Genomic DNA, 12,101 nt, shown 5'->3' on the forward strand with positions numbered 1-12,101 from the left:
GCGGATGGGAAAGAGTGTATTGGTCACCTCTTCTATACAGAGCAGATCAATACTATTAAACTTTCCATTTAAAAATAAAGGACAAACTATGAAATATAAATTGATAGCTATCTCTACACTCTTTTTAACCCTTGCATTAACAGTTACTGCCGTAGCTGAGACGGCTGAAATGAAACAACCCACGCCAACGAAAACACTTACCCTTGCAGAGTATAAGACAATGTTGGAAAAAGGGGTGCCCATCGAGTTTGTTAGACGGGCAAAAAAACTCTTTTCCATGCGTCACTTCACTGCTGATGCACTAGACCATAAAGAGAGTGCTGAAGATGATGCCCTCTACTACTCGACTTTCATGTGGGAATTTCTGCCTAGTGCTGTCGTACCTGCATCGAAGACCAAATTTGACTTGCCCAGAGCACTTAATCCCGCATTAGGAGATGTGACGTTTTCGGATCTCAAAGGCAAGATACACCCGACCTTGAAGACTTTCTTGGATTCGCCCGAATCAAAGATACAAGGGCTTATGATGATTCATAAGGGCAAGGTTGTTTATGAGACCTATCCAGGGATGCGTCCTACTGACAAGCATATATGGATGTCGGTGACTAAACCGCTTACAGGTACGCTAGTGCTCGATCTGATTATGCAAGGGAAGATGGACCCTAATGCCTCGATTACCAAATATGTACCGGAGTTAAAAGGGAGTGCATGGGACGGCGTAACGCTTCAGTCAGTGCTCAACATGACTACAGGTCTTAATGCCGACGACATCAGTGGAAACATGTACAAGGCCGATACAATGGAACAGCGTTATTATCAGGCGTCGTTTGGAGATCTTTATAAGGGGAAAAAGGAGAATTGGCTGGACGTCATTCGAGAAAGCAAGAAGATTGCAGAACCTTATACGTTATATCAATATGCCAGCTTGAATACTCAGGTTCTGAGCATCGCAGTAGAAAATGTAACACAGAAGAAGTTCGTCGACTATCTGTACGAGCGACTTTTACAGTACGCGGGGACTTCGGAGATGGTGGTAAACCTCTTCCCTGATGGAAGCATTCAAGCCGCTACAGCGATGAACTCAACATTGGAAGACCTGGGCAGATATGGACTACTTTACACACCGACCTTTAAAAAGCTGACTGGCAAAGAAGTCATCTCTCAGAAACTCATCGATCAAATGTTTGCTACTAAAGTGCCTATAGAAATTTTTGCTCCGAGTGCTGTGGGTCAGGCGGCAAATGAACTGCTTGGTAATCAGACAGTTTCTGGTAGTGGATCTCAATTTGATTTTCTATGGAAAGACGGCGCTTTTGCTAAGACGGGTCATAACAGTCAAGGATTATACATCGATCCGGCACGTGAGTTTGTGGGAGTCTATTTCGGGGTATCTCTAGTACCCAACTATCCAATTGGTTATATGAGGGCAGTGGCTTTGTCTTTAGATAAAAAGGATGTCGAGTAGATACACAGATAAAACGGCCAGGAAAGAGTGTAAAGTATGAAATGCTATAGAAGATCAATAGTATTCCAAACTTGACATTAGTGTAGGTAGCTGAACGTCTTCAATTTATGTCAAAACTGGGGGTACAATCGAACTAGTCTCACACAGACATACAGTAATCTTAATGATCCAGCAAAGGCGTTTTTTCTTACATATGGTCTGGATGATATTTCAATGGGTGCTTTAGGTATCGACTTTACTTATGATACGCGTGGTATAAGAGAAAAATACTATCCCAAAGATGCAACATTGATTGGACTCAGTTTAAATTCTAATCCTTCAGGATGGGGCAATGGAGTGACATACTATTCTGCATCACTTAATTTTCGCCATTATACACCTGGTTTGAAGGAAGATGACGTGTGGGCGAACCAGTTTTACGGAAAATATGTTACAGCGAGCACACCTGATAATGGTTTACCTACAATTGGTAAAAATATGATTATCAGAGGTTTTCCCATTGGAAAATATAAGGCAAGATATTTGAGTGCTTTTCAATCAGAATATCGTTACCAGTTTACTGGTAGCAAATATAAATCTGTAGCTTTTGCAGGTGTTGCTAACCTCTCAGGAGGCTCAAAAGGAACATTATTCGGTAGTCGGGATAATAATGGGAACTATTATAGTGGGGGGATAGAATTGCGTTATGCTATACAACCCCAAGCAGGTATCGACCTTCGTGTAGATATTGTGACCAATAGCGATCATGAACAATCGGTTTATGTTGGGGTTAATCAGTCATTTTAAAATTGATAGCAAAAAAAGCCTAGTTTCCTTTATTGGGTTGAATTGGTATCATAGTTTTTAGATATGCTTTTACATGAGCTGGTGTCTGATCATGCTCTTTGTATCCACTTTTTTTGAGATCATAATATACAAATGGCAGATAATGTTCTCTGGTTACTACAACTTTCGTTTTATCTTTTGTTGCCCAACTAAACATCGTTTTGGCACCTTTTTCCCCTACATGGATACATCCATGAGACATTTTGTCATCCCTTCCCATATGTATGGCATGACCTCTATGAGTAAACCATAAAGAAAAATCCATATTATTCACACCAGAAGGATCTGGATGAGCTTTTGACATATAAAAGCGTTCTTTTCTAAAAATGGTAAAAATGCCAGAAGGAGTTTCATGTCCTTTTGCGCCTGATGATATAACTGCCGCCCACCATACAACACCATCTCTATCTACAGCATAAGCAAGACCATCTGCACCTTTTTCTCGCAGCGAAGTTACTATAAAATCCTGGCCAGAAAGGTCAACAATATTTTCTTTACCATTATCATCCAGGACAGCAAATTTTGTTTTACTTAAAGGGAAAACCTTACTTTTTACATCTGCTGCATATAAAAGGTTTATATACAGTACTATAACAATTCCCATAGACAATATTTTTCTCATATCTCTCTCCTTTTTCACCTAAATCTATCAACAGATTTTTTTAATTATATTCGTTTAAGCCAAATTTATCATTAGTAAACCTATCCTCTGATATAATTTTTTTACTATTTAATGAGGATATATTATGAAAAAGATAATCAAAATAATACTTTTTACCATTGTGTCAATAGCATTTACAGCATGTACAAACTCCGCTCCTGCAGCTCCAGTTTTACCAGATACACCGAGTTTTGCAGAAGGTAAAAAAGACGGATGCGTAACTGCTACAGGGAATTATACAAAAAACTCTGATGCTTTCAATACGGATACAGACTACAAAAATGGATGGTTCTACGGACGTAAAAACTGTAATCCTGTCCAGTCACGAAGCTAAATTTACAATATTACAACCTATCCTTCAAAACCTTGTAAAATATATAATTCTATAAGGTTTCAAACAAGAGAAGTCTGCTTTTTGAATGCAAACTATCTAGGAAGTTCTTAGTCAATAAGATATATCCATCGAAATTGTACAATATTCATATTACTTTCCATTGCTATAGTTTGTCTTATAAGGTCATTGCTTTTTAAATAGGCATGACTCCACTGTAAAGATACAACATTTCTTAATACTGACTGTTAAAAGAGTACTAAAATTGTTTTTCTGTGTTCGCTTCTTCCATCAAGATATTTGGTTGGTAAAAGATATTTTTCTCATCCACTTTGAGGCGACATACTCTCAGTAGTGATTTTTTATTTAGCATATCCTATACTATTCTGATACAATAATTAACCGATAAGTTTTTCGTTGGAGATGAAGTGGATCAAAACAGGCATTTTACAACTTTATTAAAATCTATCTTTGGCTTGAGTCTTGCTTTACTACTTTCTGCCTGTAGCCAAAAAATACTTTCCTCACCTGTATCGAAACAGGTGAGTGTAACACAAATCCCCAAAGGTGAAGTACCTCTTCTCCGACGTCTAAAGAAAACGGATAAAAAAGTTACCGGAAAATCTGCATTTTATCCTTTATCACAACCCACTGATGCCTTTGCTGCAAGACTCTTTTTGGTTGATCATGCAACAACAAGTTTAAATGTTCAGTATTATATTTATGAAGATGACACAATAGGGAAAGTGTTTGCTGCACATCTTTTGATGGCTGCACAAAGAGGTGTAAAAGTACGTATATTAATAGATGATATGATCACCTCAGACAAAGATACAAAGTGGGAAAAATTTGCGCAGCACCCCAACATAGAATTACGTTTATTTAATCCCAACAAACTTAGAACATTCTTCCGTAATATGGCTCTTCTTATGAATGTCAACCGTTTAGGAAGACGTATGCACAATAAAGCACTCATTGCTGATGGTTCAGCAGCCATCATAGGCGGTAGAAATATCGGTAATGTCTATTTTGCTTCCGATAAAGAGACATTTTTTATAGACTACGATATACTCGCCGTAGGAAGCGTTATGCCAGAGATCAATGAAGAGTTTGATATCTATTGGAACAGCCATGAAGCTATACCTTCTAAAGAAGTATTTGCTTACGATGACCTAAAATCACCTGATTCTGTCAAGAAAGATATTGAAGAAGAACTGAAAAAATTTAGAAACAGTCCTATAGGAAAAGCCATAAATGATTCTGAGTTTAATCAAAAGATAAACCAAAACAACCTTCAACTTACCGTAGCGAAACGAACAGATTTTTACTATGATCATCCAACAAAAGTAAAAACAGATGAAAATGACAACACTACACATATCTCCTCACAGATTAATGAAGATCTTAAACACATAAAAGATGACCTCCTTGTTATTTCTCCTTATTTTATTCCTAGTGATAAAATGATGGCTAACTTCAAATCTTTGCGAGAAAAAGGTGTAAAAATTACTGTAATCACAAATTCTTTAGCTTCTACGGATGTATTTCTTGTCTATGGCGGGTATAAAGGTTCCATCAAGGCATTAGTTGAGATGGGGGTTGATCTCTATGAGGTCAAGCCGCACAGTTTTAAAAAATTTCTACGGACAAAAGAATGGATAAATGAACAGTCACTCTCCTTGCATACCAAAATGATGATACTTGATAAAGACAGACTTGGTATAGGATCTGCCAATATTGACCCACGTTCTGATAAACTTAATACGGAGATATTTATGGTCATCAGCTCTAAAAAACTTGCCCAGGAGCAAAGAGCCAGAGTAGCCAAAATAGAGAATATAGAGAATCTTTATAAATTATCCTGGGGTAGATATCCTCATCATTTTAAAGAAGATGAAATGAAATATGGTCCTATATGGCACACAATAGAAGAGGGTAAAGCAAAAACATATTATGCTCCGCCTTATACAGGATTTTGGAAAAAACTTGGAGCAGATCTCTCCACACTGTTACCTATTAAAGGGTATCTCTAGTCATTGGTGATTTATGTAAACCTTATAATTCAACATAGATCATAAGGGGAAAAGGATACCTCATAAAGTTATATATTTTATATGATTTTGGAAAAAAGATCAAATACCTTTAATATATTATTTACTTCAGACAATTAAAACCCATGTGTATCGTATATATCTTATCACTTTGACTGGCTATCCAAATATCAAAAAAAAGAAACATAGTTGTTATCATTTATTTTTAATATTTATAGATAGTGCTATTTTATTTAAGATTTGTTGATGTAATATATGGACGTAACTGATTTATCGAAGAAATTTCGATATTGTTTCAAGGTGTGTGTATCAACCACTTCTCTTGATTTTAGTAGGTTGATATACATTAATGATATTAAACTTAATCTACAGAACAGGAGCTAATAATGTCTAAAATTCTAGATGGAATTAAAGTGGTTGAAGTCGCCTCCATGGCTGCCGCTCCCTCTGCTACCGTCATCCTTGCGGATCTTGGTGCAGAAGTTATTAAAATCGAACCATTAACAGGCGATGCATGGAGATACGGAAATATGATCGCAGGAATGCCCCCAAGCAAAATTCCCTACACAACATATATCCAAAACCGCACCAAGAAGTCAGTGGCGCTGGACCTTAAGAAACCAGAAGCGCAGAAAGCACTGCACAAGCTTGTGGAGACAGCCGATGTTTTCCTGACAAACTCACCTCGCAAGGTGCAAGAAGAGCTCAAACACACTTATGAAGATATCAAAGCGATCAATCCCAATGTCGTCTACGCCTGGATCAATGGTTTCGGACTGAACGGGCCGGACAAGGATGCACCGGGCTTTGACATGACCGCATGGTATGCACGTAGCGGATTGATGGAAGAACTGCGTCCAAAAGATGGAGACCCGGTTCCCTTACCGGTAGGTGGAGGTGACTTGAACACAGCGACCGCATTGTTTTCTGCCGTCATGACAGGCCTTTTTCACAGGGAGAGAACCGGTGAAGGCATCAAAGTCAGCACATCACTCATGAACAACGGGATCTGGGCAAACTCAAGTATGATGCAGGCTGCACTCGTCGGTGCACCTCCGATGCAAAAGTATAAGAGAACAGAGTGGCCAAACCCTATTAGTGGCGGTGTCTTCAAAACGAAGGACGATCGTTACATCATCATCGTCGAGATCAACCCTAACAATATCAGTAATCTATGGGATGCTTTTGGATCTGATCAACTCAAAGGGGATGAACGTTTTGCGACACCTAAATCAATAGGTATCAACCATCAGGCACTGTTTGACGAAATGCAGAACATCGTTGGTATGCATGACCTGTCTGTAGTATCGGATCGCCTTAGAGAGTTCGGTGTGAATTTCAGTGTGGTGCAGACTACTGAAGAGTGTACCCGCGATGAGCACATGATCGCCAACGGCTGTTTCCCGGAAGTGGAAGGTACAGATGGTATCCGTACCATAGACAGCCCGATCCAGGTACATGGCGTTGAAAAGGTCAAACCGCAAAATCCTCCGGCAATAGGTGCCAATACGATGTCTGAACTGATGTCGGTGGGATACAGTGAAGATGAGATCAAAGAGATGGCGGCATCAGGTGCAGTAGGACTGCCTCGGTAGTTTCGTCTGCGGCATTGCTTTTGAAACATTCCAAATGCAAAGTTCAAAAATGAACGATGGTGCATTTGGAAGTGTGGAACATATAAAAAAACATAAAAAAGGAAAATAAAATGCAAGAAGTTAATAAATATTTTGAAGATTATAATGTTGGAGATTCGTTCACTACAGCGGGTCGGACTATTACTGAAACAGATATCGTGATGCATGCAATGCACTCAGGAGACTTCATGCCACACCATACGGATGCGCAGTGGTGTGCAACACAACCCTTTAAAAAGCCGTTTGCACATGGAAATATGACCTTCTCTATCAGCACAGGTCTATGTATCCAGGCTGAGGGGATCAACCCTCATGGAATGTCATACGGATATAACAAAATTCGCTACCCGAACCTAGTATTCCCTGGAGATACGATCAGAGTTAAGGTAACTGTGAAATCAAAAGAGGACCACCCGAAGCATGCTGACCATGGACTGATCACTGAAGCGAAAGAAACGCTCAACCAAAAAGATGAAGTGGTCTGTTACGCTGAACACGTAGTTTACATTGAGAAAAAAAATCCGTAGTGCAGAGTCACTACAGTATCATAACTGAGGAAAATTTCGTTGATGGAAACAAACAATAACCGATATTCAAAGCTTGACCTGTTTCGCGGTATGGATGTGACCTGGCTTGTAGATCAGTGGGTCGAACGCCAGCCTGACAAGACATTCTTGATATGGGAACCTTTTGAAGGGGATGAACGACGTTGGAGCTATGCGGAGCTATCGCGTGATGCGAAACGTTTTGCTGCCGGATTATACGTCCGGGGTGTTGGCTGCGGTGATTACGTTCTCATTTATCTTGAGAATTCACCGGAGTTTCTTGTTGCCTGGTTTGCCTGTGCCTATCTTGGCGCGGTACCTGTGACGATCAACACCCGTTCGGTACCTGAGAATGTTCAGTACTTCGCCGATGTGATGAAACCGGTGTGTGCCATCACTCAGTCCTCTTTTGCCCAGATGGTCAACGCCGCTTGCAGTGATCTCAAGTGCATGGCGGTAGCGAAGAGCCCATCTGGTGAAAGGAGTGTGACAGAGGCAGTGGAAAGTTTTGGTGCCGAGCCCTTTGAATCATTTTTCGATGACTCCTCTCTGCCTAAACTGCCACGTGATCCTGAGCGGGATTTTGCGATCCAGTTTACATCCGGAACCACCTCTCGTCCCAAAGCTACGGTTTGGACAAATGCCAACGGCCTTTGGGCCGGAAAATCGATGGCGATGAATCTGCATCTTCAGCGTGACAATGTAACATTAATCGATATGCCACTCTTTCACGCCAATGCACAGATCACCTTGTTGACTGCTTTATGGTCGGGGGGCACCGCTGTCGTGCGTCCAAAGTTCTCTGCTTCTCGGTTCTGGGATGCCTGTACGAAACATGGCGTGACCTGGGTTTCAACGATTCCATTTATGTTCAAAGCATTAAAGGGGCGTCCCGTACCTGAACATAAAGTCCGCATCATGATGGGCTTGGCCCGTTTACCGGAGGCAGAAGAGGAATTTGGCGTTCAAACCCTTGCGCTCTGGGGGATGACGGAAACCTTGTCTTCATGCATCGTGACGGATGCAGATCACCCCGGACCTGCAGGTACGATGGGACGACCATCGCCATTTTATGACATCGAAGTCAGGAAAGAGGATGGTTCCCTTGCAGGACCCGGTGAGGAAGGGCTGTTGTTCATCCGTGGAGAGAGAGGCGTCTCACTCTTTAAAGAGTACTATAAGAATCCCGAGAAGACCGAAGAGGCATTTGATGCAAGCGGTGCACTTGATAGTGGAGATGTAGTGCGCATTGATGAGGAGGGCTGGATGTACTTCGTTGCCCGTGACAAAGACATGCTAAGAGTCGGAGGCGAGAACGTGGCAGCGCTCGAGATAGAAACGGCGATCATGGAAACCGGGCTCATAAATGAATGTGCGGTCGTCGCACAGAAACATTATATGTATGGCGATGTGCCTACTGCTTTTGTGACACTTAGTGAGACAGGTAAAAATCTCACTGAAGAGGAGTTGAGCAAACAGGTTATCGCATATTGCCGGGAACGGCTGGCAGATTTCAAAGTACCCAGATCGCTCCATATCATCGATGATTTTCCGCGATCGACTCTGGACCGGATCGCAAAGAAAAAACTGCGTGACCGATTGCCACCGATAGAATCTGACTGAGTGCGTCACAGAGACGCTCATATAAAGAGTGATTATGATCACTAATATTACCAAGGAGGTATATCAATGGGTTGGGTAGAAAGTTTTGTTCTTCTGTTCGCGACCACCAATGCAATGAAGGCTGCGATTGTCAGTCTGGCTATGACCAAGGGTGCTGATGCTGCCTTGAAGCGTGCTATCGCTTTCCGTGCAGTACTGATCACAACTGTGGTTTGTATCTTATTTGCACTGGCCGGGGCCGCTATTCTCTCCGGTTTGAAGATTACTGTTGAAGCCTTTTTGATCGCCGGTGGTGCCATCCTGTTCGTGTTTGCACTCAATATGGTCATCTCGGAAGAGAAAGAGACGTCCGCAGACGCGCCGCTGCCTACGCCATCAATGGATATAGCCGCTTTCCCGATGGCGGTGCCGCTGATGGCCTCGCCACAAGGCCTTGTGGCCATTGTGGCCATTGAGGCAACGCTTCATCAGGGTATGACGATAGAAGCGATCACCGAGGTCGGGATTCTCGTCGGGCTCATACTGATAATCATGGCCATTAACCTCGGGATTCTGTTGGGCGCAGAGCGCATCTTTGCAAAGATTTCGCCGGCGTTTCTCAAGGTTGTAATGCGCATTGTCGGCTTGCTGCTCTGTGCACTGGCAGTACAGTTAATGATTTCTGGCTTTGACGGATTGGGTCTTATACCAAATCCATAAACGGGCATAGGTGATAAGCAGGCACTTGGATCTGATCTTCACCATTTAATAAAGGAAAAGAATGAATCAATATAAATATATGAAAACGGAACGCAGAGGAAACATCGGGATCGTAACCTTTAATCGCCCCGAGGCGTTGAATGCCCTGAACGAGCAGGTCGAAACCGAAGTCGCAGATGCCTTGATGGAATTTGACGCCGATGACAGTATCGGCTGCATGATCCTTGCAGGCGGTGACAAAGCCTTTTGTGCCGGTGCCGACCTGAAGTGGATAGCTTCGCAGGATTTTGAGAGTGCTTACCGTACGGATCTGGCAGCCTACATGGACAAGGTTGCTGAATTACGCAAGCCGGTCATCGCAGCAGTGAGAGGGTTTGCATTTGGAGGCGGTACGGAAATATCGCTGATGTGTGATATCATCATTGCCGATTCGACTGCACAGTTTGGACTCACCGAGGTGACTTTGGGGGTTATCCCCGGCGGCGGCGGGCCTGCACGATTAGCATCTGCCGTGGGAAAGGCCAAAGCGATGTATTACGTGCTGACCGGAAAACCGATCAGTGCCGAAGAAGCTGAGCGCATAGGTATGATCACTAAGGTCGTAGAAGATGGCAAGCACTTGGATAAAGCGATCGAGATTGCTACGGTCATTGCAAATAATCCGAGACTGGCCGTCCTTGCAGGTAAAGAATCTGTCAATCAGCAAGCAGAAGCACCACTGATTCCTGCACTGAAAGTCGCACGTCGTTTATTCCACGGGCTCTTCAGTACACCAGATCAGAAAGAAGGCATGGCCGCCTTTGCCGAAAAACGCAAACCAAAGTACACCAAATATTAAGATGTTCAAAGGCGATTCGCCAGGAACCTGAATACACCACTTACAAAAAAGGAGATGAACATGAAAATGAATACCCACCAAGTTAAGAGGTCCTGCCAGTATCTTCTGGCTGCTGTGATGCTTTCTGCGACGCCGATTACTGCCGCAGAACCGACGCCTCTGATAGAGTTCAAAGACGGATTCCCGATGGAGCTTGAAAAAGAGACGCGCGCTGCCAATTACAATGAGCTGTTCAGAGGTGGCGATCCTTCTGCATATTTCAACATGCGCGTATCTGAATTCTTTCCGACGGCTATCCTCCCGTCACGACAGGGTGTTATGCCGCTTGGAAGCAAGCCGATGCCGGAAGTCGGAAAAGTAAAAGTTGAAATGACGTCCGAAAGCAAGCTTAAAGGACCAATTTCCCTGGATGACTTCATGGAGAAGTCTCCCACTGCCCAAGGATTTCTTGTCGTACATAAAGGTAACATTGTTTATGAGAAGTATCCGCGTATGAGAGCCGAAGACCACCATGTCTGGATGTCCTGTGCCAAACCGATAGCCAGCCTTGTGATCGATCAACTGATCAGTGAAGGAAAGATCGATCAGAATGCGCCGATCACCAAGTATCTGCCTGACTTCAAGGGAACTCCATGGGATGGAGTCACCACGCGTGATGTCATGGATATGGCCACCGGCATGGACCTTGAGGACACATCCGAATCCCGCCTTGACCCCAACAATGTTGCGCGTCGGGTGTATGAATCTGAGTTTGGTTTTCCGAATGAAACCCGTGGCGTTGAAAAACTGCGAGATGTACTAAGGAGCACACCTAAGAGAGAAGAGCCAGGTAAGGCTTTTCATTATGCCTCAGGACTTACGCAAATGCTGGTGATTCTGGCAGAAGAGGTGGAAGGTGAGCGCTGGCATCAGATCTTTGATCGCCGTGTCTGGTCCAAAGTTGGTGCCGAAGGGGCACTGCAACTGCACATGACGCCGGACGGGATTGTAGCAGCACACGGACTGGTATCGAGTAATCTAAGGGACTTCGCCCGATTTGGTATGCTCTACACGCCGAGTTGGAACAAGATCGCTGTTGAACAGGTTGTCTCGGACGAGATCATGGATCGCATTCATAATGAAGTACGCTCCCATGAGTTTATGATGGCCGGGTTCGACGGTCCGGTATTTGCCGACTATCTCGGTTCGAACGATTTTATTGCTAACAGCCGTCAGTGGGACATTGTCTGGCCCGATGGAGATATTTGGAAAGGGGGCTTGATGACACAAGGCCTTTATGTATCGCCATCACGGGATCTTGTGATTGTTTACTTTAATGTGAGCCAGTTTGACCACTCAGGTCACCGTTTCGCACGTGCGATTGCGACTTCCGGTCTCTTTGATGATAAAAAAGCAACACCAAAAGCTAAATAAATTAAAAAAGGAAAAA

At 43.1% G+C, this 12,101-nt stretch carries 11 protein-coding genes; 10 read left to right on the forward strand and 1 reads right to left on the reverse strand.

Annotated elements, in window-relative coordinates; translation table 11 throughout:
* Positions 1 to 4: 4 nt before the first annotated feature.
* Complete coding sequence (locus ABYK33_RS01090) at positions 5 to 1,465, forward strand: serine hydrolase domain-containing protein (protein WP_373031053.1); 1,461 nt, start codon at positions 5 to 7, stop codon at positions 1,463 to 1,465.
* A gap of 213 nt (positions 1,466 to 1,678) precedes the next feature.
* Positions 1,679 to 2,251, forward strand: coding sequence for a hypothetical protein (locus ABYK33_RS01095; protein ID WP_373031054.1), 573 nt, complete (start codon positions 1,679 to 1,681; stop codon positions 2,249 to 2,251).
* 19 nt (positions 2,252 to 2,270) lie between these two features.
* Here the strand turns inward: ABYK33_RS01095 and ABYK33_RS01100 are convergent, their stop codons facing one another.
* Entirely contained in the window at positions 2,271 to 2,912 is a 642-nt protein-coding gene (locus ABYK33_RS01100; protein ID WP_373031055.1) for a L,D-transpeptidase, read from the reverse strand.
* A 124-nt stretch (positions 2,913 to 3,036) separates the two neighbouring features.
* Here ABYK33_RS01100 and ABYK33_RS01105 point away from each other — a divergent pair, with 124 nt between their 5' ends.
* The 8 genes from ABYK33_RS01105 (at position 3,037) to ABYK33_RS01140 (ending at position 12,085) form a co-directional block, all read left to right on the forward strand.
* Complete coding sequence (locus ABYK33_RS01105) at positions 3,037 to 3,285, forward strand: hypothetical protein (protein ID WP_373031056.1); 249 nt, start codon at positions 3,037 to 3,039, stop codon at positions 3,283 to 3,285.
* 425 nt (positions 3,286 to 3,710) lie between these two features.
* Complete coding sequence (locus ABYK33_RS01110; protein ID WP_373031057.1) at positions 3,711 to 5,315, forward strand: phospholipase D family protein; 1,605 nt, start codon at positions 3,711 to 3,713, stop codon at positions 5,313 to 5,315.
* 404 nt (positions 5,316 to 5,719) lie between these two features.
* Positions 5,720 to 6,928, forward strand: coding sequence for a CaiB/BaiF CoA transferase family protein (locus ABYK33_RS01115; protein WP_373031058.1), 1,209 nt, complete (start codon positions 5,720 to 5,722; stop codon positions 6,926 to 6,928).
* A 110-nt stretch (positions 6,929 to 7,038) separates the two neighbouring features.
* The gene (locus tag ABYK33_RS01120) at positions 7,039 to 7,494 is read left to right on the forward strand and encodes a MaoC family dehydratase (protein WP_373031059.1); all 456 of its coding nucleotides are present in this window, start codon (positions 7,039 to 7,041) and stop codon (positions 7,492 to 7,494) included.
* A 42-nt stretch (positions 7,495 to 7,536) separates the two neighbouring features.
* The gene (locus ABYK33_RS01125; RefSeq protein WP_373031060.1) at positions 7,537 to 9,135 is read left to right on the forward strand and encodes an AMP-binding protein; all 1,599 of its coding nucleotides are present in this window, start codon (positions 7,537 to 7,539) and stop codon (positions 9,133 to 9,135) included.
* A 66-nt stretch (positions 9,136 to 9,201) separates the two neighbouring features.
* On the forward strand, positions 9,202 to 9,834 hold the full coding sequence (locus ABYK33_RS01130) for a MarC family protein (protein ID WP_373031061.1): 633 nt from the start codon (positions 9,202 to 9,204) through the stop codon (positions 9,832 to 9,834).
* A 61-nt stretch (positions 9,835 to 9,895) separates the two neighbouring features.
* The gene (locus tag ABYK33_RS01135) at positions 9,896 to 10,672 is read left to right on the forward strand and encodes an enoyl-CoA hydratase-related protein (protein ID WP_373031062.1); all 777 of its coding nucleotides are present in this window, start codon (positions 9,896 to 9,898) and stop codon (positions 10,670 to 10,672) included.
* Positions 10,673 to 10,732: 60 nt separating this feature from the next.
* Entirely contained in the window at positions 10,733 to 12,085 is a 1,353-nt protein-coding gene (locus ABYK33_RS01140; RefSeq protein ID WP_373031063.1) for a serine hydrolase domain-containing protein, read from the forward strand.
* The last annotated feature ends 16 nt before the right edge of the window (positions 12,086 to 12,101 follow it).

The sequence above is a fragment of the Sulfurovum sp. genome, from assembly GCF_041562805.1.
Taxonomy (GTDB): Bacteria; Campylobacterota; Campylobacteria; order Campylobacterales; family Sulfurovaceae; genus Sulfurovum.

Excerpts from the sequence above, each read along its gene's own strand:
- ABYK33_RS01090 (WP_373031053.1), top strand. The coding sequence starts at position 5 with ATGGGAAAGAGTGTATTGGTCACCTCTTCTATACAGAGCAGATCAATA.
- ABYK33_RS01125 (WP_373031060.1), top strand. The coding sequence starts at position 7,537 with ATGGAAACAAACAATAACCGATATTCAAAGCTTGACCTGTTTCGCGGT.
- ABYK33_RS01135 (WP_373031062.1), top strand. The coding sequence starts at position 9,896 with ATGAATCAATATAAATATATGAAAACGGAACGCAGAGGAAACATCGGG.
- ABYK33_RS01115 (WP_373031058.1), top strand. The coding sequence starts at position 5,720 with ATGTCTAAAATTCTAGATGGAATTAAAGTGGTTGAAGTCGCCTCCATG.
- ABYK33_RS01130 (WP_373031061.1), top strand. The coding sequence starts at position 9,202 with ATGGGTTGGGTAGAAAGTTTTGTTCTTCTGTTCGCGACCACCAATGCA.
- ABYK33_RS01120 (WP_373031059.1), top strand. The coding sequence starts at position 7,039 with ATGCAAGAAGTTAATAAATATTTTGAAGATTATAATGTTGGAGATTCG.
- ABYK33_RS01100 (WP_373031055.1), bottom strand. The coding sequence starts at position 2,912 with ATGAGAAAAATATTGTCTATGGGAATTGTTATAGTACTGTATATAAAC.
- ABYK33_RS01105 (WP_373031056.1), top strand. The coding sequence starts at position 3,037 with ATGAAAAAGATAATCAAAATAATACTTTTTACCATTGTGTCAATAGCA.
- ABYK33_RS01140 (WP_373031063.1), top strand. The coding sequence starts at position 10,733 with ATGAAAATGAATACCCACCAAGTTAAGAGGTCCTGCCAGTATCTTCTG.
- ABYK33_RS01095 (WP_373031054.1), top strand. The coding sequence starts at position 1,679 with ATGGGTGCTTTAGGTATCGACTTTACTTATGATACGCGTGGTATAAGA.